The 20508-nt window shown below is 61.4% G+C and carries 19 protein-coding genes; 12 read left to right on the top strand and 7 right to left on the bottom strand.

The window, feature by feature from the left end; translation table 11 throughout:
- Position 1 precedes the first annotated feature (1 nt).
- The 7 genes from J2W17_RS10055 to J2W17_RS10025 all read left to right on the top strand — a co-directional run bounded on the left by J2W17_RS10055 (position 2) and on the right by J2W17_RS10025 (position 4569).
- Positions 2 to 475, top strand: coding sequence for a type II secretion system protein (locus J2W17_RS10055; RefSeq protein ID WP_307333087.1), 474 nt, complete (start codon positions 2 to 4; stop codon positions 473 to 475).
- Between the two features lie 3 nt (positions 476 to 478).
- Positions 479 to 853 (top strand): type II secretion system protein, encoded by a 375-nt coding sequence (locus J2W17_RS10050; RefSeq protein WP_064678369.1) that lies wholly within the window; start codon positions 479 to 481, stop codon positions 851 to 853.
- Positions 828 to 1364: a type II secretion system protein gene (locus tag J2W17_RS10045; RefSeq protein WP_307333082.1), complete on the top strand. Its 537-nt coding sequence runs from the start codon at positions 828 to 830 to the stop codon at positions 1362 to 1364. Before J2W17_RS10050 ends, J2W17_RS10045 begins: the two co-directional genes overlap by 26 nt.
- Entirely contained in the window at positions 1361 to 1750 is a 390-nt protein-coding gene (gene csgE, locus J2W17_RS10040; RefSeq protein WP_128870090.1) for a curli production assembly/transport protein CsgE, read from the top strand. The genes J2W17_RS10045 and csgE overlap by 4 nt, the downstream gene beginning before the upstream one ends.
- On the top strand, positions 1747 to 2181 hold the full coding sequence (locus J2W17_RS10035) for a curli assembly protein CsgF (protein WP_307333078.1): 435 nt from the start codon (positions 1747 to 1749) through the stop codon (positions 2179 to 2181). Before csgE ends, J2W17_RS10035 begins: the two co-directional genes overlap by 4 nt.
- A 28-nt stretch (positions 2182 to 2209) precedes the next feature.
- A complete protein-coding gene (locus J2W17_RS10030; RefSeq protein WP_307333076.1) occupies positions 2210 to 3076 on the top strand; it encodes a CsgG/HfaB family protein in 867 nt (288 codons plus the stop codon).
- A 1136-nt stretch (positions 3077 to 4212) separates the two neighbouring features.
- Entirely contained in the window at positions 4213 to 4569 is a 357-nt protein-coding gene (locus J2W17_RS10025) for a DUF6124 family protein (RefSeq protein WP_307333074.1), read from the top strand.
- Positions 4570 to 4719: 150 nt separating this feature from the next.
- Here the strand turns inward: J2W17_RS10025 and J2W17_RS10020 are convergent, their stop codons facing one another.
- From J2W17_RS10020 to J2W17_RS10005, 4 genes are read right to left on the bottom strand one after another with little or no spacing between them, the layout of a single operon-like run.
- Complete coding sequence (locus J2W17_RS10020; RefSeq protein ID WP_307333072.1) at positions 4720 to 6168, bottom strand: curlin; 1449 nt, start codon at positions 6166 to 6168, stop codon at positions 4720 to 4722.
- A gap of 27 nt (positions 6169 to 6195) precedes the next feature.
- Positions 6196 to 6657 carry a curlin gene (locus J2W17_RS10015; RefSeq protein WP_307333069.1) on the bottom strand — a complete coding sequence of 154 codons (462 nt, stop codon included), beginning with the start codon at positions 6655 to 6657 and terminating at the stop codon, positions 6196 to 6198.
- Positions 6658 to 6717: 60 nt separating this feature from the next.
- On the bottom strand, positions 6718 to 8952 hold the full coding sequence (locus J2W17_RS10010; protein ID WP_307333067.1) for an Ig-like domain-containing protein: 2235 nt from the start codon (positions 8950 to 8952) through the stop codon (positions 6718 to 6720).
- 35 nt (positions 8953 to 8987) lie between these two features.
- Positions 8988 to 10334 (bottom strand): hypothetical protein, encoded by a 1347-nt coding sequence (locus J2W17_RS10005; protein WP_307333064.1) that lies wholly within the window; start codon positions 10332 to 10334, stop codon positions 8988 to 8990.
- A gap of 520 nt (positions 10335 to 10854) precedes the next feature.
- Between J2W17_RS10005 and J2W17_RS10000 the strand changes: the two genes are divergently transcribed.
- From J2W17_RS10000 to J2W17_RS09980, 5 genes are all read left to right on the top strand, one after another.
- On the top strand, positions 10855 to 12303 hold the full coding sequence (locus J2W17_RS10000; RefSeq protein ID WP_307333063.1) for a sensor histidine kinase: 1449 nt from the start codon (positions 10855 to 10857) through the stop codon (positions 12301 to 12303).
- Between the two features lie 180 nt (positions 12304 to 12483).
- Positions 12484 to 15291, top strand: coding sequence for a multicopper oxidase domain-containing protein (locus tag J2W17_RS09995; protein ID WP_307333061.1), 2808 nt, complete (start codon positions 12484 to 12486; stop codon positions 15289 to 15291).
- A complete protein-coding gene (locus J2W17_RS09990) occupies positions 15288 to 16319 on the top strand; it encodes an SCO family protein (protein ID WP_307333059.1) in 1032 nt (343 codons plus the stop codon). The genes J2W17_RS09995 and J2W17_RS09990 overlap by 4 nt, the downstream gene beginning before the upstream one ends.
- Positions 16320 to 16421: 102 nt before the next feature.
- Positions 16422 to 17918 (top strand): ATP-binding protein, encoded by a 1497-nt coding sequence (locus J2W17_RS09985; RefSeq protein WP_307333057.1) that lies wholly within the window; start codon positions 16422 to 16424, stop codon positions 17916 to 17918.
- Complete coding sequence (locus J2W17_RS09980) at positions 17887 to 19317, top strand: sigma-54-dependent transcriptional regulator (RefSeq protein WP_307333056.1); 1431 nt, start codon at positions 17887 to 17889, stop codon at positions 19315 to 19317. Before J2W17_RS09985 ends, J2W17_RS09980 begins: the two co-directional genes overlap by 32 nt.
- Here the strand turns inward: J2W17_RS09980 and J2W17_RS09975 are convergent.
- The 3 genes from J2W17_RS09975 to J2W17_RS09965 all read right to left on the bottom strand — a co-directional run bounded on the left by J2W17_RS09975 (position 19308) and on the right by J2W17_RS09965 (position 20447).
- Entirely contained in the window at positions 19308 to 19694 is a 387-nt protein-coding gene (locus J2W17_RS09975) for a hypothetical protein (protein WP_307333054.1), read from the bottom strand. The genes J2W17_RS09980 and J2W17_RS09975 overlap by 10 nt on opposite strands.
- 148 nt (positions 19695 to 19842) lie before the next feature.
- Complete coding sequence (locus tag J2W17_RS09970; protein ID WP_307333052.1) at positions 19843 to 20151, bottom strand: addiction module antidote protein; 309 nt, start codon at positions 20149 to 20151, stop codon at positions 19843 to 19845.
- A 2-nt stretch (positions 20152 to 20153) separates the two neighbouring features.
- Complete coding sequence (locus tag J2W17_RS09965; RefSeq protein WP_307333050.1) at positions 20154 to 20447, bottom strand: type II toxin-antitoxin system RelE/ParE family toxin; 294 nt, start codon at positions 20445 to 20447, stop codon at positions 20154 to 20156.
- Positions 20448 to 20508: the final 61 nt, after the last annotated feature.

Raw genomic sequence — 20508 nt, 5'->3', positions numbered from 1 at the left:
CATGAACGCCTCGCAACGCGGTTTTACCCTGATCGAAGTCGTGGTGACGCTGGCCCTGATCGGCCTGCTGGCCGGCATGGCCGCGCCGCTGACCGAGACGGTGGTGCGCCGGGGCAAGGAGCAGGAGTTGCGCACGGCCCTGTACCAGATTCGCGACGCCATCGATGCCTACAAACGCGCCTTCGACGCCGGCTACATAGAGAAATCGCTGAACAACAGCGGCTATCCACCGAATCTGCAAGTGCTGGTGGACGGCGTGCGCGATGTGCGCAGTGCCAAGGGCGCCAAGTTCTATTTCCTGCGCCGGGTGCCCCGCGATCCGCTGGCCTCGGTCAAGCGCGACGACGAAGGCGGCTGGGGTTTGCGCTCTTATGACAGTACGGCTCAAAGCCCGCGGGAGGGCGAAGACGTCTTTGACGTCTACTCCCAGGCGCGCGGCAAGGGTCTCAACGGCATCGCCTACCGGGAGTGGTGACTTATGCGCCGGGAAAAGGGTTTTACCCTGCTGGAACTGATGGTGGTCATGGCAATCATCGCGACGCTGATGACCATCGCCTTGCCCCGCTATTTCAACAGCCTCGAAGCCTCGAAGGAGACCACCCTGCGCCAGAGCCTGTCGGCGATGCGCGAGGCGCTGGACCACTATTACGGCGACACCGGGCGCTACCCCGATTCCATCGAACAGCTGGTGGAGCAGCGTTACCTGCGCAACCCGCCGATGGACCCGATCGCCGAACGCAAGGACCTGTGGGTCCTGGTGGCGCCGCCGGACGGTGTACCTGGCGGCGTCGCCGATATCAAGAGCGGTGCGACAGGGAGGGCGCGTGATGGCAGCCTTTATGCCGAGTGGTAGACCCTCGAACCAGGCGGGTTTCACCTACCTGGGGGTGCTGTTCCTGATCATGGTGATGGGCATGGGCCTGGCCAGTGCCGGCGAATTATGGTCGACCGCCTCGCGCCGGGATCGTGAACGCCAGTTGCTCTGGGTCGGTACCCAGTACGCCCAGGCATTGCGCAGTTATTACCGCAGCTCGCCGGGCCTGGCGCAGTACCCCAAGGAACTGGCGGACCTGCTGCAGGACGAACGTTTCCCCAATGCCAAACACCATATTCGCCAGCTGTACCCGGACCCGATCGGGGGCGGCGAATGGGCGCTGATGCGCGGTTTCGACGGGCGCATTACCGGCCTCTACAGCCCTTCGACGGACAAGCCGCTCAAACAGGCGGACTTCCCCAGTCAATGGTCGGACTTCACCGGCATGGCCAGTTACAAGGACTGGCAGTTCGTGGCCGAGAAGGCGTTCCTCGAGGGCACGTCGGGGCCGAAAAGTCCGTCCCGGTCGCCACAAGGGGTGATGCCATGAACAGATTCTGCCTGGCGCTGATCCTGCTGCTGGCGACGCCGTTTGCCGCGGCCGCCGAAGAGGACGAAATGATGGGCTTTATCGTCGATGACACCATCTCGCACATCGGCCACGAGTTTTATTACGCGTTCAGTGAACGCCTGCGCGCCACCAGCCCCATGGATTTCAACCTGGTGGTACGCGAACGACCTTCCGCACGCTGGGGCAGCCTGGTGACGGTGGAGTATCAACAGCGTTTGGTTTATCGGCGCTTCCTGCCGCCGAACACCGTGGACCTCAAGGAGGAGGCGTCCGACGCCGCCGACTGGGTGCGTGGGCAGATCGTCAAACGCAAGCTGGAAGCCTTGTTGCAGGACACCACGGACCTTGAGAGGGACGAACTATGAAAACGAAAACGTTGTTGCACCGCCCCGGACTTTCATTGGCCGCCATCTGCCTGCTCGGGTTCGCCAGTGGCGGCCTGGTCCAGGCCACGGAGCTGGTCTACACGCCGATCAACCCGTCATTCGGCGGCAACCCGTTGAACGGAACCTGGCTGCTCAACAAAGCCCAGTCGCAAAACGACTACGACGATCCGGACTTGAAAGACCGGACTTCGCTGGCCGGGACCTCGGCCCTCGAACGCTTCAGCAGCCAGTTGCAATCGCGGTTGCTGGGACAGTTGCTGGACAACATCTCCACCGGCAACACGGGGAGCCTGTCCACCGACGCTTTTATCGTAAACGTCATCGATGACTCCGGCGCACTGACTATTGAAGTGACCGACCGAGCGACCGGTGAAATTTCGGAAATCCAGGTGAATGGCCTGGCCCCTTGAGGGGCTCGGTCAATGGGGAGTCAAGGACATGAAAAAGATCATAGCGCTAGGGCTGATGTTGGCGGCATTACAAGGGTGCAGTGTGCGCGAGCCGATGTCGGCGGAGCAGGACACCGAAACCCCGACCCTGACACCTCGGGCGTCGACCTATTATGACTTGCTGAACATGCCACGGCCCAAGGGCCGGTTGATGGCGGTGGTGTACGGTTTCCGGGATCAGACCGGGCAGTACAAACCGACCCCGGCCAGTTCCTTTTCCACCAGCGTGACCCAGGGCGCGGCGAGCATGTTGATGGATGCGATGCAGGCCAGCGGCTGGTTCGTGGTGCTGGAACGCGAGGGGCTGCAAAACCTGCTGACCGAACGCAAGATCATCCGCGCCTCGCAGAAAAAGCCGAATACGCCGATGAATATCCAGGGTGAGCTGCCGCCCCTGCAGGCGGCGAACATGATGCTCGAGGGCGGGATCATCGCGTACGACACCAACGTGCGCAGCGGCGGGGAAGGGGCCGGTTACCTGGGCATCGACATTTCCCGCGAGTATCGGGTGGATCAGGTCACGGTGAACCTGCGGGCGGTGGATGTGCGCAGCGGGCAGATCCTGGCCAACGTGATGACCAGCAAGACCATCTACTCTGTGGCCCGCAGTGCCGGGGTGTTCAAGTTCATCGAGTTCAAGAAGTTGCTCGAGGCCGAGGTCGGCTACACCACCAACGAACCGGCGCAGTTGTGTGTGTTGTCGGCGATCGAAGCGGCGGTGGGGCATCTGTTGGCCCAGGGGATTGAACGCAAGATGTGGCAGGTGGCGGGGGACAAGACGGCGCCGGTGCAGGATGAGACGCTGGACCGGTATTTGACCCAGGCCAAGGTGGTGCCTGAGGGTGAGGATGAGTGACGTGGCGGCCTTCGGGCCGACCAGGTTCTTGCGAATATCCGCGGACCCTGTGGGAGCTGGCTTGCCTGCGAAGGCGGCCTGACAGCCGACCTGTATTTTGTTGACTGGGTACATATCCATTCCTGCGGTAACGACCGCCTATGGTTTCGCTCTTACAGCGAGTCCCTTTTGGCAAACGCCCCAAAAGGAACCAAAAGGTCTCGCCCCAGCGTCCGGCCCCTCGCTAGGGCTCGGCGTTCCTTCGCTCCGGCATCCATCCGGGGACACTGCCCTCCGGTCTGCTTCGCGACGACCTACATGCAGCGTGTTCGACTGCGTCGAACGGCGCTGCGCGCCACTCCCCGGATGCACACCTCCACTCAGCCTCCCGAAGGGGCGGGTGGATCAAGATCAAGAGCAGCAGGCGAGCTAACGCTCGGCCTGATGAGTGGTGAAGAGCGTCGGTGTACGCCGATCCTTTGTAGGAGCTGGCTTGCCAGCGAAGGCGGCCTGACAGCCGACCAATCTCTGACGGATGTACGCAGACCCCCTGTAGGAGCTGGCTTGCCAGCGAAGGCGGCCAAACAGCCGACCGATCTCTGACGGATGTACGCAGACCCCCTGTAGGAGCTGGCTTGCCAGCGAAGGCGGCCTGACAGCCGACCTGATCTTGCGGACATACCCGGAACCATTGTGGGAGCGAGCCTGCTCGCGAAAGCGGCGTGCCATTCAGCATTGATGTTGGCTGACACAGCGCCATCGAGCAGGCTCGCGCACAGGGGGATATGTACTGATTTGAGGGTATGTTTAATAGTGTTTAGCGTTACTTCCCGAAAGCTACACCATCTTGCGCCGTTGCCTACAACTACGCCAGAATCCGCCGGCTTGTGCGCCTTGGCCCTGGTCTTTATCGTTCCCCCATCGCTGCCAATTCAGCGATCGGGTTTAGCGACCCGACCAGGTATAAGTGCCACAATGCACCCGTCTTTATTGCAGGCGATCTTAAGCCCGCAGTTTCGATATGGTGGCTGTGCGCGGGAGACCCTCGGGTCTGCCGGGTCTTATACCTCTCGGTTCGCTAACCTGCGTACAGCCGCCACCCTCACTTGTATAGCGACAGGTTTTGGTGGTTCCATCAGGTATAACGGAGGTTCCCCATGTTCAAGGTCACACCCAATCCCCCAGAAACCGACACCGTTTCCCCCTACGCGTCAGCCGATTCAAAAAAACTGCACGAAGCCGCCGATCGCGCCCTCGACCATTATCTCAATTCCCCCCAAGACACCCCGATACGCAAACCCAGCACAATGTTCGTCATCGCCCCGGACATCGACACCGAAAGCCTCCTGGCCCACGCCTGCGAGTCGTTGGCTTCCGCGAGTGTCATGGCCAGTGATTTCGCGACGTTTGTAGATGGGCCGCAGCGCAGCATGGTGTTGGGCATCCAGCAGGTCATCATGCTGGCTGATCTGGCAGTCAACCGGGCACTGGATAACCTCGATCCCCAAGTCTGAACACTCACTACAAGAGATCGTCAGGTAGACCGGGTTATCGTTCTTCGCGGGCAAGTCGAATCGTCGCACCGCTCGCTCCTACGGAACCGCGTCAGCCATAAAAAAACCGCGATCCTGCACCCAGGCTCGCGGTTTTTCACAACCCTACAATCATTGCTGCAAAACAGTCGCCTGGTTCCCCGTCCCATACTGCTGAACAGTTGCCATCTGCGTCACGCCACTCTGGTCAACACGGGCAATGTTCCCCGTCCCGCCCTGGGTCACATACGCCACGTTCATGTTGTCAGCCTGTTTCACAACGATCTGGTTATCATCCCCATACTGCGTAGTGAAAGCCTGGTTGCCCGTGCCCGACTGGTCGTATTCGGTGCTGTTGCCCGTACCGTTGCTGGTGCCCTGAGCCAGGTTGGTGGTGCCCCGTTGCGAGGCGATGAGGATGTTGTCGCTGCCGTTCTGGTCGAAGTACAGCTCGTTGTAGTTGTCGGCCTGGCTGACGGTGGTCTTGTTGCCGGTACCGGCCTGGTTGGTGGTCATGATGTGGCCGGCGCCGGCCTGGGTGAAGCTGGCGATGTTGTTGCTGCCGGTCTGGTTGACGGTTGCCCGCTGGTTGCTGCCGAACTGGCCACCGGCTTGCGGGCCTTTCCAGTTGCTGGCGTAGACCTTGTTGTCGTTCCCAACCGAGTTGGCGTTGAGTACATGGCTGTCGCCGCTCTGGTAGGTGAAGTGCACGTTGCCGGTGCCCTGTTGGTACAGCGCCAGGGTCGAGCCGACGGATTCGAACTGGTCGGCGTAGATTGCGTTGAGGTCGCCGACTTGCAGAACCTGGGCGACGTTGTTTTCGCCAAAGCTCTGGTCGACGATGGTTTCGTTGGCCGAACCGATCTGGTCGACGGTGGCCTGGCTGGCGAGCTGGGAATCCTGCCAGACTTCGCTGCCGTTCATGTTGCCCAGCTGGTTGATGGTCACGGTGCCGCCGTCACCATAGCTCTGGTCACCGTAGGCATAGTTGACTTCGCCCGCCTGGTTGATGTTTATCTGCCCCCCCACGTGGCCGACATGTTCGCCGGTGCCGTAGTTGTCAGTGCCGTACTGGATGACCGTCGCGTTGTTGGCGGTGCCGTACTGCAGTTGCTCGATGTTGGCTCTGTTGCTGTCACCCAGCTGCACGGTGGTGGCGGTATTGCCGTCCTGGCCTTCCTGGTAGATGAAGGAGAAGTTGCCGGTGCCTTGCTGTTGCTGCAACGCGTGGTTGGCGCCAAGTGCGCCTATCGACTGGCTGGCATGGGTGGTGTTCAAGGCGCCGACCTGTTGCTGGGTAATGGTGCTGCCGTTTTCGAACAGCTGCTCGGCATAGCCGGCGTTGAAGTCACCGACCTGGTCCTGGGTAATGGTGCCGGTGGCGTTGTCTTGCTTGGCGGCCGCGTTGTTGCCTTCGCCGAGTTGGGTCTGGGTGGCGGTACTGAAACTGGCCTGTTTTTGCGTCACCTCGGCGATGTTGGCAGTACCGACCTGGTTCTGGGTGGAAAGGCTGTCGTCGGCCATCGCCTGGGCACTGACTATGACCAGGATGGCGGCGGTAAGGGGCGTCAGTTTGAACATGATGAAACCTCCAAGTGGTGCAGTGCTTTAGCGATACTGTTTGACCGAAACGCTCATGCCGTTCCCCGACTGGCTCACGGCGCTGGACAGCCCCGTGCCGGCCTGGTCGATGCTGGCGTCGTTGTTGTTGCCGTTCTGGGAAATCTGCGCGCGGTTGTGGCTGCCGTTTTGCGTGATCTGGGCGTCGTTGCCATAACCTTGCTGGGTGATCAGCGCCATCAGGTCGCTGCCTTGCTGCAGGATGAACGCTTCCTGATTGCTCCCCGACTGGACGATGTGGCCCAGCAGTGACTGGCCGTTCTGTTGCAAGAGCGCGACGTTGGCCTGGCCGTTCTGGTTGATCAGCGCTTGCTGGCCGATCGGCGCTGGCCACTCGCCGAGGTCGGCGCCGGGCGCCAGGTCGTCGTTCTCCATCAGATCATCGGCCCGCACGCCCGCACTGCTGCAAAGCAGGAGCAGGCAGAGCAGGGTGGCGGTCGATATTTTCATGGTGGTGTCCTTGTGAAAGAGGCCTGCCCCACCGATCGGCAAAATCGGTGGGGCGAGGGCTTACTGCACGGTAACGGCGACCGTGCGCACGGTGCCCTGGGAGGAGCGGATGGTTGCTGTCGGGTTCGCCGACGGGATCACCGTGGTGCTGTTGCTCACCGTCAGCCGCCAGCGTCCGGTCAACGGCACCGTGGTGGTACCCAGCGTCACCAGCCCGGTCGGGGTGGTCACCTGGACGGTGATGGTGTTGCCGGTGGTCACCGACGAGGTGCCCGAGAAGTCCCAGTTGAAGCGGTTGTTGGAGCGGGCTGTCACCGTGGCCGCGGTCACCGCGAAGGTTTCCGCTGCCGGCCTTGGCGAGACTTGCACCGTGACCGTGGCCGGCGCCGACTGGGCGCCGAAGCTGTCCCTGGCGATGTAGGTGAAGGTCGTGGTGAAGGCCGTCGTGACCGTGGCCGGTGGGGTGTAGGTGATCACGGTGCCGTCAGTGCTGACGGTGCCGCGACCGGCCGCTGGCTGGGTCAGGCTGGCGACGGTTAACGGCACGTTGCCTTCCGGGTCGGTGTCGTTGGCCAGCACGTTGATCGGTACCGCCACGCCCAGGGTCGCGATGCTGTCGACGACGGCCACCGGAGGCTGGTTAGGCGCCACGGTGATGGTCACGGTCGCCGGAGCGCTCGAAGCCAGGCCTTTGACGTCTTGCGCCTTGTAAGTGAAGGTCGTGGTCAGCGGTGCGTTGACCACGGCCGGTGGGGTATAGACCACCGCTGCGGTGCCGCTCAGGGAGACGGTGCCTTGGCCTGCTGCCGGTTGGGTCAACGCGGTGATGCTCAGTGGCGTGTCGCCGTCCGGGTCGCTGTCGTTGCCCAGCAGGTTGAGGGTGATCGGCACCCCGAAGCTGGTGCTGCCGCTGTCGGCCACAGCCAGTGGCGCCTGGTTCTCGCCGATATCCGGGGCCGAGCCGACCACCACGACTGCCTCGGTATCACTGCCGCCTGCGGCGGATTTGATCGTCACGGTGGCTGGTGGCTGCATCAGGTCGGCAACGGTCAGGCGTTGCAGGGTGCCGGTCTTCGACAGGCGTCCGTAACCCTGGGCGACCATGTCCGGTACCACCACTTCGTCAGTGGAGGTGGCCTCGATCAGCAGGCTGTGATTGCTCCAGTTGTAGCGAGCGGTCTGGACTTTCACCACGTCAGTGACTTTGCTCGACACGGCCGTCGGCCGGGTGGTACCCGTCGGGTTGGTGGCGGTGACCACCACGACCGGAGGCACGTTGCCGATGAACTGACGCTGGCCGAAGAACAAGCCGTTGTTATCGCCGGTCATGTTGAGCAGGCACGGCGAAAGAGGTGGGCCGGGTACCAGGGCCACGCTTTCGCGGAAGCACAGGCTCGAGGTGTTGCTCGATTTGCCGAAGACTTCGACTCGCGTGCCGGCGTCCGTGCGCCGGTAGGTGGCGCGGTCGATTTCCACGGGGGTCTGGGCACGGTTGTCGAGGACTTTGCCGGACACGGTGAACAGGTTGGTCTCGATGGTGCCGGCCGGTCCCTGGATACGCACGAAGTTGGTGTTGTTGGGGCTGCCGGTGACCTGCTCGGTGAGGTTCGGATCGCCGACGAAGGTTTCGACGGTGCCGGTGTCGGGGTTCACTTCGGTGTAGGGGCCGTTGACGCTACGCAGGAACGGGCCGACGTTGCCATTGAGCACGCCGCTGAAATTACCGGGTGCACCGATGCCGATGTCCCGGGTCATGTTGATGGCGCGCCGACCCGTGGTGGTGACGTTGATCGTTTCCACCCCGTATGGGTGGGTGATGGTATAGACCCCGGGTGTCGGTACCGAGGCGCGCAGGCGAATCCGCGCGAAGGAAACCTGATCACCATCCACCGGAGTTTCAGCGCCGAATGCCGCCTCGATCGCGGCCACGTACACTTCCAATTCATACCCGTTGTTGCCCACTTGCGGGATTGCGGTCTCCGCCGCGAACCAGAAGGCTTCTCCAGGCCAGTTGTCGGGGAAGACCATCGGCTGGGCGTCGTCGTAGACACCCGGTTCCGCCGCCAGGATGCACATGTACGACGGCGGGTTGGTGGTCGGCACCCGCGAGCTCGCGGCCCGGGACTGGCACAGCTCCAGCTTCAATTGATTGTTGTCCTGATACCACATTGGGAATTTCCCCGTGGCAAAGGTGTAAGGGCCGGGGTCGACGGCGGCGAGTTGCGCGAACGCGCTGCCGGACAGCGATAGAGTCAGTCCCAGGGCGTTGAGCGCCAGGCGTGGCCAATTGTTCATGATGCCTCCTGATGAGGATCTGGGCGTGTGAGCGTTCATTGCACGATGACCACTTCTTCGGTGTCGCTGCCGCCATTGGATGACGTCACGCGAACCCGGGCCGGTGGAATCGGCGAGATCCCGGTGGCCAGGGTTTTCACCGCGCCTTCGCCACTGAGGGCACCGATGGCGGCACCGCTGGCGGATGAGGCGGTGAGCACCGGCGGCGAAGTTTCATCGCTGGTCGAGGCGACGAGGGTCAGTTGCCCGCTGCTGAGGCTGTACTCCGCACGCTGGATCACCACCAGGTCGGTCAGCGCCATGGACAAGGTGGTCGGTGTGCTGGTGGGGATCGCCAGGTGGTTGTCGGCGGTCACCTGCACCGTGCTCGGCAAGGTCGGGTTGGCCGCGGACTGCCCGTACCAGTTGCCGGTGGTGTTGGCTTCGCTCATGTTCAGCACCGGGTCGCTGCTGGTCACGGCGGCGGTCGCCGGCGGTGGGGGCGCCATGACGAACACGTCCTGCTGGGCGATCGGCGCGCTTTCACCGGCTTTGCGCGAGTAGGTGCTGCGCTGGGCGATCACCGGCGTCGGTCGCACCACTGTCGACAATTTGCCTGAGATGGAAAACAGCGTGGTCCGCAGATCCAGGCCATTGGGCCCTTCGATGCGCACGAAATTGGTGTTGAACGGGCTGCCGGTGATGGCCTCGTCGATGTTCGGGTCGCCGATGAATCGCTCGGCCGCACCGGTCAGCGGATTGGTCTCGGTATAGGGGCCGTTGACGCTGCGCAGGAAGGGTCCGACGTCACCGCGCAGGGCGCCGTCGTAGGTTTTCGGCGAGCCGATGCCAATGTCCCGGGTCATGTTGATGACTCGGGTACCCCCGGCAGGGACGTCGAAGATGTCGACCCCGTAAGGGTGGGTGATGGTGTACGTGCCGGCGGTGGGCACGTCGACGCGGATACGTACCCGGGCAAAACTCATCTGGTCGCCTTCGACCGGTTCTTCAGCGGCGAAGGCCGCTTCGATGGCGGTACCGAACGACAGGTCGATGCCCCGGGCCGCATCGACGATTGCCGCGTCGGCGGTGAACCAGAAGGCTTCGTCAGGGAAGTTGGTCGGGAAGACGATCGGTTGTGTGTCGTCGAACACGCCGGGGGTCGGCAGCAACGTACACATGTACGACGGCGCTCCGGGCGCTCCGGGAGCCCGGGAGCTGACCGCCTTGGACAGGCACAGGTCGAGGGTTCGACCGTGGGTGTCCTGATACCAGGCGGCGAACGAGCCGTTGGATGGAAGGTAAGGTCCGGGGTCGACGGCATACAGCGCCGCCTGGGCGATGCCTTGGGCCAGAGCACTCACGACCAGGGCGGCCGCAGTTTTGGACAGTAAAGGGTGCATGAGTTAATCCCTCTATCAGAGTACCTGTCCCGTGAGGTGGGTCAGTTGAGAGGGGGTGGGGCAACTTCCGTACCAATAGGCGAAAACGTTCTTGAGAGGTCCGGAACGCGGGCATGGGGCGGACAATCGCTATCAGACAGGCGCTCGAGGGAACGGGTCATTGTCCCCAGCATCGGGGGCAGGTGGGGAAGGCGGGGACGTAGTAGCGTTTATCGAGTGACGGATCGGATAGAGATCGTTGCCGTGTTGCATGCCAGGCAAGAATACCCCTGAACGCCAATCCGGGCAGTTTCCCGTAATTGCTGCACTGCGCATGCTCATCCAGCCAATAGCGTTTCAGTCGATTATTGGTAGCACCTCGCGTGCCAAGGCCTGCGCCACGAAATCCCTAATCATCCAGACTCATCCCGCTTCCCGTTGGGTATTTCCCCCGATCCTGCGCCGGTCCAAACCCCGACATCGGGCAAACGGCCAGTAGTGGGCTATAACCCTATAGGGGAAACGTCGGGAACAAATGTCGATGAACATGCCTACCAAAGCGCTCCTGTCGCAGGAGGGCGATACCCGCCTGCACTCGCGCAAGCCGCCGTTCAATCTGTTGCGCTGGTTTTCGCTCGTCAGCTTGGCGGTGATCGGCACGGTCGCCGTGGCGCTGGGGTCGGTGTCCACGCGGTTTGTGATTACCGAGAGCGTGCAGCGCGATGCCTTGCTGACGTCCCAGTTCATCCAGGCGATTGCCTCCGCCGAGGTGCGCCATGTGTCGATTCCCAATGTGCGGACCATGGGCGAGTTGCTCGACCCCCGCAAGGACAAGGACTTCCCCGACGTCGACCCGCTGGCCCGGGCCAATGCCCGTGGCGAATTCCTCGACCATATTGAACACTTGCCGGATGTGATCCTGGCCAACATCTACGCCCCCGATCGCGTGGTGATCTGGTCGACCAACCCGGCATTGATGGGCACCCGGATCCATACCGACGACGACCTGGATCAAGCCTTTGCCTCCAGGACCCCGGTGTCGGCCAGCTATCACGACGTCGACCACAGCCGCATGGAGCAGAAGTTCGTAACGCCCCCTGAATACATCTTCATCGAGAACTACATCCCACTGTTCGATGCCGACGGCAACAAAGTCACCGCGATGGTCGAGATCTACAAGGAGCCCAAGGACCTGATCAACCGCATGGAGCGCGGCCTGATATTGATCTGGCTGGCCACTGCCCTGGGCGGTGGGCTGATTTACCTTGGGCTGTACTGGATCGTGCGCCGGGCCGCGATTCAGCTGGCGGTACAACAGAAGCAGCTGATCACCAACGAGACCTTTGTCGCCTTGGGCGAGATGTCGTCGGCAGTTGCCCATAGCTTGCGCAATCCGCTGGCGACCATTCGCTCCAGCGCTGAACTGGCACTGGAATTCGACAGCGGCGCGGCGCACAAGAACATCAACGACATCATCGGCCAGGTCGATCGCATGTCGAAATGGGTCAGGGAATTGCTGCAATCCTTGCGCCCGCTCAACGACGAGGCGGAACCGGTCAATCTGGTGGCGGCGTTGCACGACAGCCTGATGGCGTTCGAGCAGCAGGTCGCCAAGGCCAACGTTCGGGTGGTGTTCGAGCCCAGGGAAACGCCTATGGTCCTGAGCCAGCAGGTGCAATTGACCCAGATCCTCAACAGCTTGCTGGCCAATGCGCTGGAGGCGATGGAGAAGGGCGGTACGCTTACCATCACGCTGGAGCCGACCGATGCCAACGGCGTTTGCGTGGTCGTGAGCGACACCGGCAAAGGGATGACCGAAGAGCAGCGCAGCATGGCCTTTCGACCGTTTTACACCACCAAGCGCGGTGGCCTGGGGGTCGGACTGGTGCTGGTGAAGCGGATCATGGAGCGTTTCGGCGGTGCGGTGACCCTGGAAAGCCGCGAGGGTGAGGGCACGATTGTCCGTCTTTCGTTCAAACGGCTCACCTGAAAATGGGTATGAACTTTCCCCGTTAGCGGGTGTCATTCCCCAGTGGTTTCCGGTCATGGCACATTGATGTTGATAAGCCACTGTTTTGCCTGGTGTTAATACTTTGTAAAAATCTGTTACAAATCTGGCGAGCTACTTGCACATCACCCGTACCCCTTCATGACTTCGAGGCGGCTGGTGATGAACAGTAATGCGCGGTTTCCCTTCAAGCGGTTCGGCTACCTGACGCCGTTGAGCGTCCTTCTGACGATGACGCTGGGGACAGCCGGTCTTCGCGCCAGCCCCATCGATGACGAACGACAGCCCGAACCCACCGACCCCTCGGCTTATTACGACGAACTCGCAGATAAACCGGCCGCGCTGAACGCTATCCTGACGATGCCGGAGGCCAACGAAGACGCCTTCGATTTGCCCGAAGGCGTCAAAGGCAGCCGCGACACCACGCGCCTGGAAAACATCCTGCCGCCCACAGTGCAGACCAGCTTCAATTACCCCACCAATGGCAAGCCCAGCCCGTTGTTCGGCGCTCAGCCGTTCACCCAGCAACTGGTGCTGTTCGAAGAATTCGGCCCGGAAAAACTCGACCCCACCACACCGGCGGCACCCTTGGGATTTCCCCCCGCGGCGATCGGCCCGGCGCCGCAGCAGGACCCCACCAGTGCGGCCCGCAGTGCGCCACCCGGCGTGGCCCTGGATGCCTTCCTGCGCCAACCGGGGCTGACGCCATTCCCGAGCCAGTTCGCCAACGTGGTCGACCGCAATCCATGGCAGGCGCAGATCGAATACTTTCTCAATCGGCACATTGGCTCGGCCGCTGAAGGCCGTCCGCCAGGAAAGGGTTGGTCGCACCAGCGCTGGAACGAGTTCTACCCGCAAGCGGCCTACAAGACCGTGCAGACCGGTGCGCGAACCAACGGCGGCCTGCGCGACAGTCGCCAGATGCATGGCTATGCCCTGGGTGAGTTCGGCCCCGGTGGCCTTTATCACAACACCGCCGGCGTACCGCTCACCGACGGCACGGCCAAAGGCGTCGATGCGCGTTTTCACCCGAACATGCCGGTGCAGAACCACAATTCGGTCTGGACCTTCGACGGCACCTTGCCGCCAAAATTGCTGATGGTGCGTTACGGCCAGCCGGTGCTGATGCGCCATTACAACGGCTTGCCCATCGACCCGTCGGCGAACATGGGCTTCGGCCTGCACACCATCAGCACCCACGAACACAACGGTCACGCACCGGCGGAAAGCGACGGTTACGCCAACGCGTTTTTCTTTCCGGGGCAGTATTACGACTATCGCTGGCCGATTCAGCTGGCCGGTTACGACAGCATCAATACCCGCGCCGAAGACCCCCGTGCGGCCTTCCCGTGTTCGCCCGGGGAAACCCTCTGGGTCAATGACATGAACCCCGGCCGCAAGACCTGCGACCACGGCACCATCAAGATCCGTGGTGACTGGCGCGAAACCATGAGCACCCACTGGTTCCACGATCACATGCTCGATTTCACCGCGCAGAACGTCTACAAGGGCAACGCGGCGATGATGAACTACTACAGCGCCCTGGACCGCGGCAACGAATCGGTGAACGACGGCGTCAACCTGCGATTGCCCAGCGGCAGCGCCTTGCCCTGGGGCAACCGCGACTACGACGTTAACCTGTTGATCGCCGACAAGGCCTGGGATCAGGGTGGTCAGCTGTGGTTCAACCCGTTCAATACCGATGGCTTTCTCGGTGATCAGATCCTGGTGAACTGGCAGTGGAAGCCGGCCCTGGACGTGCGCGCCCGCAGCTATCGGTTGCGGATCCTCAACGGCTCGGTCTCGCGTTACTTCAAGCTGGCCCTGGTGCGCGAGGTCAAGGGCAGCGACGGTGAGTTCCCCGGCCCGAAAAACTCCGGGGTCTCCTACAGTCGGGTGCCGTTCCACATGATTGCCAACGACGGCAACATCATGGAACACAGCGTACCGTTCGACGGCAGCATGGACCTGGACGCCGACGGCAATAAACAGAATCACAACGCTATCCTGCCCACCCAGGGCATCGCCGAACGCTTCGACATCATCGTCAACTTCGCAAAAAACGGGATCAAACCGGGGGACAAACTGTTCTTCGTCAACTTGCTGGCCCATGACGACGGCAAGGGGCCGAAAGAGCCGATTGCCCTGGGCGATGTGCTCTCGGAAAAATACCTGGCGGTGATCAAGCAAAGCAGCAAGGGCCCGCAGTGGGACAAGGGCGACCCGGCCGTGGGCAAGATCTTGCAGCTCAATGTCAAGGCCTACACCGGTCAAGACCTGGCCATGGACCCGGCAGCCTATGAGCCGGCCAAACCGGGCAAGGCCGAAGGCATGGCAATGATCCCGCTGAAGATCCATCGCGATACCGTCGCCGACAAGGCGCTGCTGGCCAAGGCCCGTCACCGCACCTTCACCTACGGGCGCTCGGACGGCACCGACGCAGCGCCTTGGACGGTCAAGACCGACGGCGGTTTTGGCTTCCATATGGACCCGCGTCGCCTGAACACCTCGACCCAGTTGGCCAGTGGCCCCACCGATGCCGGTGTCACCGGTTTCGGCACCCTGGAAGTGTGGAACATCAAGGCCGGCGGCAAGGGCTGGAGCCACCCGGTGCATGTGCACTTCGAGGAGGGGATCATCCTGAGTCGCGGTGGCAAGGCTCCACCGGAATGGGAGAAGTGGGCGCGCAAGGACGTCTACCGCATCGGTTCGGAAGACGATGGCCTGGACAGCGTCGAGTTCGCGATCAACTTCCGTGAATTCGCCGGCACCTACATGGAGCACTGTCACAACACCCAGCATGAAGACAACTCCATGCTGCTGCGCTGGGACATCGAGAAACCGGGGCAATTGCAGTTGATGCCGACGCCGCTTCCGAGTTGGGATGGCGTGCGTTACGTCAACTCCGCCGCATTGCCGACCTTCCGCACCGGCGATGGCTTCGGCCCGCAAGTGCCGGTCAAGAAATGAATCGGGAGCGAGCCGACATGAACAGGCAACCCCCGCGCTCCAAAGCCTTGGGCCTGCATCTGGTACTGATGCTGCTCAGCTGTCTGCTCGCTACCCGGTTGCTGGTGGCCCACGAGGTCGCCGAGGCGCCGGCTGCGGCGGCGACACCTTGGGGCGCCGGTTATTTCCCCAATACCCTGCTGACCGACCAGGACGGTCGGCAGGTGCATTTCTTCGATGACCTGATCCGGGACAAGGTGGTGGTGATCAATTTCATATTCACTACCTGCAGCGATTCCTGCCCGCTGGAAACCGCGCGCCTGCGCCAGGTGCAACAGTTGCTCGGGGACCGGGTTGGCAAGGATGTTTTCTTCTATTCCATCAGCATCGATCCGCTCAGCGACACGCCCGAGGTGCTCAAGGCCTACGCGCAACGGTTCAAGGTCGGGCCGGGCTGGCAATTTCTCACCGGCGACTTCGACGCTGTCACCGAGCTGCGGCACAAGCTGGGGCTGTTCATCGAAGGCGTCGACAACGGACGCAACAAGGATCACAACCTGAGCCTGATCGTCGGCAACCAGAGCACGGGCCGCTGGATGAAAGCGTCGCCCTTCGAGAATCCGTGGATTCTGGCCGATCAACTGGCCAACACCTTGCAGAACTGGAAGCAGCCCAGTGTCGAGCAAAGCTACGCCAATGCGCCGCAGCTGCGGCCGCCCAGCACTGGTGAAGAATTATTTCGCACCCGCTGCGCCTCATGTCACAGCCTCGGCCCTCAAGATGGGCAAGGCACCGGTATGCGCAACATCGGTCCCGACCTGATCGGCGTTACACGGCAGCGGGAGCCGGCCTGGTTGGCGCGCTGGATCCGCGAACCGGACCGCATGCTGGCGGAAAAGGACCCGATCGCGATGGAGTTGTTTGAGCGCTTCGACAAGATTGCGATGCCCAACCTGCGCCTGGATGAGAACGCGGCGCAGTCCATCCTGGCTTTTTTGCAGGAGGAAACCGAACGGCAGCAGCCGTTACAGGCGGTGCAATCGCACTAGCGGCTAAATAGTATCAATGGCGCCATCTGTCTCGAACAATGACACCTACACTGATTTCAAACACGGCTGAAAAGGCTTGTTGCAAGCACTCAGGACCGACCCATGCAGACATTGGAACAACAAAAAACAGCCGCGTCGTTGCAGACGGCGGCAGCAGAACGCCAGGGCAGGCGCGGGCCATTCAATTTGCTGCGTTGGTTCTCCTTCGGCAGTTTTTTCATCATCGCTGCCGTGGCGCTGGGGCTGGGCTACGTTTCCACGCGATTCGTGGTGATCGAGAGTGTCGAACGCGATTCCATGCTGACCGCGCAGTTCATCCAGGCCATGGGTGAGGCTGAAATCCGCCATGCTGCGATCAATCCCAACCGAACCATGGGTGAAATGCTCGATCCGCGCCAGGACCATGCTTATCCTGATGTCGAACCGGCGACCCGAGCCGCCGCCCGTGTCGAGTTTCTCGATCACGTGGAGCATTTGCCCGACCTGCTGCTGGCCACGGTGTATGCCCTGGACCGTACCGTCGTCTGGTCGACCAATCCCGAGTTGATCGGTGAGCGCATTGAAGGCGATGACGAGCTGGATGAGTCCTTTGCCATGCAGGAGTCGGTGTCTACCAGCTACCACGAGATCGTCGAGGAACGCCCCGAGCAGCGATTGCTGCGCGAGCCTGAATACCTGTTCATCGAGAATTACATTCCGATGTTCAATGCCGACAGAAGCCAAGTGGTCGCCATGGTGGAAATCTACAAGGAACCGGTGGATCTGGTGGCGCGCATCCAGCGCGGTTTCAAGGCCATCTGGCTGGCGACCGTGCTCGGCGGCGTGGGGATCTACCTGGCGTTGTTCTGGATAGTGCGGCGTGCGGCCAAGCTGCTCGAGAGCCAGCAGAAACAGCTGGTTAGCAACGAGACCTTTGTCGCCCTGGGAGAAATGTCCTCGGCGGTGGCTCACAGCCTGCGCAATCCGCTGGCAAATATTCGCTCCAGCGCCGAACTGGCCCAGGACATCGCCAGCCAGGGCGCGCAAAAGAACATCGGCGACATCATCAACCAGGTCGACCGCATGTCGCGCTGGGTCCGGGAGTTGCTGATGTCGTTGCGGCCGGTGAATGACGACGATGAAACGGTGGACCTGGTGCTGGCCATCGACGACACCCTGGGGGCTTTCGACGCGCTGGTCCAGCGTTATGGCGTCGAGGTGCGTTTCACTCCACGGGCTTGTCCGGCGGTTGTCAGCCAACGGGTCTTGCTCACGCAGATTCTCAACAGCCTGTTCGCCAACGCCCTGGAAGCCATGCCCAAGGGCGGCGTGCTCAGTATCGATATCGAATCGCCGCAGCCAGGACGGGTCTGCATGACCCTGAGCGACACGGGCAAGGGCATGAGCCAGCAGCAACAGCAAATGGTGTTCAAGCCGTTTTTCACCACCAAACAAGGCGGGTTGGGCGTAGGCCTGGCCCTGGTCAAACGAATAATGGAGCGTTTCGACGGCTCGGTCGTACTGACCAGCCAGGAGCAGGAAGGAACCCGCGTCATTCTCAACTTTAAAGTGGCAACGGGAGGGGAACATGGAGCGCAGCATACTGCTGGTCGAGGATGATGAACTCCTTGCCGAGAATATTCAGACTTACCTTGAGCGCAAAGACTTCGAGGTGACAATCTGCCACTCGGCCGAGGATGCACTGGAGCAATTGAGCACGTTCGTGCCTGATGTGGTGCTCACCGACAATTCGCTGCCGGGCATGAGCGGTCACGACCTGATCCAGAAGCTGCGCATCAGCGCGCCGGATCTGAAAGTGATCATGATGACCGGCTACGGCAACGTCGAAGATGCCGTGACGGCAATGAAAGAGGGCGCGTTCCATTACGTCACCAAGCCGGTGGCGCTGCCGGAACTCAAGCTGCTGCTGGACAAGGCACTGGCCACCGAGCGGATGGAGCGCACGCTGTCGTTTTATCAGGAGCGCGAAGCGCAGAAGTCCGGGGTGCAGGCCTTGATCGGCGACTCGGCACCCATGCAGTATCTGAAAAACACCATCGGCCAGTTGCTCGACGCCGAACGGCGCATGGCCAATGCCGATCTGCCGCCCGTGCTCATCGAAGGCGAGACCGGCACCGGTAAGGAACTGGTCGCCCGGGCGCTGCACTTCGACGGTCCGCGCAGCAAAGGCCCGTTCATAGAATTCAACTGCGCGTCGATTCCTTCCAACCTGGTGGAGTCGGAGCTGTTCGGTCATGAGAAAGGCGCCTTCACCGACGCCAAGGACCGTCGCGTCGGGCTGGTAGAAGCGGCCGATGGCGGTACGCTGTTTCTCGATGAAGTCGGGGAAATGGACCTGCTGCTGCAAGCCAAACTGCTGAAGCTGCTGGAAGACCGGACCATACGCCGGGTCGGCTCGGTGAAGGAGCGCAAAGTCGACTTGCGGGTGATCAGCGCCACCAACTGCAACCTCGAACAGATGGTGCAGCAGGGCAAGTTCCGCCGCGACCTGTTCTTTCGCTTGCGCATCATCTCGATCAAGATGCCGCGCCTGTACGCCCGTGGCGAAGACATCCTGGTGCTGGCCCGGCATTTCCTGGCGATCCATGGCAAACGCTATGGCAAACCGAACCTGCATTTCAGCGACCAAGCCGAAGAGTTGCTGCTCAACTACAGCTGGCCGGGCAATGTGCGCGAGTTGCGCAACATGCTCGAACAGACCGTGCTGCTGGCCCAAAGCGACACCATTGCCACCCACCAGTTGAACGTGTGCCTGAGCCTGGTGGACGAGCCGCTGGCGTACCAGCAGGAACCCCAGCACAGCGAACCGCGTCCGACCTACAACGGCACCGAGTCGATGAATTTGCCGGAAGTGGAGCGCGACATGGTGCGCAAGATGCTCGACAAGACCGACTGGAACGTCACCAAGTCGGCACGACTGCTGGGCCTGAGCCGCGACATGCTGCGTTATCGGATCGAAAAACTCGGCCTCGCACGTCCGGACAAACGTCAGTGGTAGACCTGGGCAGGCTGTTGCTGGCCGCCGAGGCAAGCGAGCATACAGCTGGGGTCTTGGACTTCTTCGTTGACGTAGACGCCGCGTTCGGCGTCGTAGGAGCGGATGAAAACCCGCACGGTGGCATCCGCGACGGTTGGCAATCTTGAGTCGTAGAACACATGCTGGCTCGCAATCGGGATGAACTCCCCCGGGGCCGTCGGAATGTACGACCGCGGCGGCACGGTGCTCAGGGAGGGTGGAACGGGATGGGCGAAGGGTTGGTTCTCGCCGTAATAGTTGAACCCGCTGCTGTAATCGGTGGTGGGGGTCAGGTCGTCCGCCTGGGCGGCGGTGGTCAGGCAGACAGCGAACGCCAGCATCAGATCGGTTTTGTTCATGGTTGCACCTGCGAAATCGGTATTCCCGCATTTCCCCAAGGTCATTAACTATAGCTGGCATATGGGGTACGCGTTTGCGATGCCTCGGAAGGCGCAATTGCCGTTGTTTACGTGGGTGGGGAAGGGAGCAAGTTGATGCAAAAAAAGCTCAAGGATTGAGATGGTTTACTGCGTGGCCAGGCTGGGCGCAGAGATCGATGCCTAGGGCATGAATGACCTTCATCACTGTTTCAAAACGTGGTTTTGCACCTGGTGAGAAGGCCTTGTACAGACTTTCGCGACCCATACCAGACTCTTTGGCAATTTGTGTCATGCCACGAGCCTTCACCACGTAGCCAATAGCCCGAAGAAATTCCTCGTTGTCTCCGTCTGCGAGTACTTGGGAGAGGTACTCGCTGATAGCTTCGTCACTGTCGAGCAACGCTGCCATATCGAATGTAATCAAAGTCTGGCTCATGTTTAAACTTCCTCTGCCAATTTTTTTGCTCGCCGGATGTCAGCATTTTGCGAAGATTTGTCACCACCAGCCAGCAGGATGATGACCACTCCATTCCGCAAAGTGAAGTAGAGCCGATAGCCAGCTCCGACGTCCACGCGCATTTCGGAAACACCGTCGCCAACCGACTTGACATCGCCAAGATTACCCACAGATGCACGGTCGATTCGACGAGCGATGGCAACCTTCGCTCGCAAGTCGCGAATTGAGGAATGCCACTTCACAAACATTATGGTTTGTTGGATAAGATAATTCATTACTCAAGTGTATCCAAATGGATACGGATGAGCAGTCAGGCGATTCCTTGGGTTTCGAGGT

Origin of the sequence: Pseudomonas lini, assembly GCF_030812475.1 — a bacterium.
GTDB classification, from domain to species: domain Bacteria; phylum Pseudomonadota; class Gammaproteobacteria; order Pseudomonadales; family Pseudomonadaceae; genus Aquipseudomonas; species Aquipseudomonas lini_A.
The sequence above is the reverse complement of the archived record's forward strand: the minus strand, read 5'-3'. Positions and strand labels throughout refer to the sequence as shown.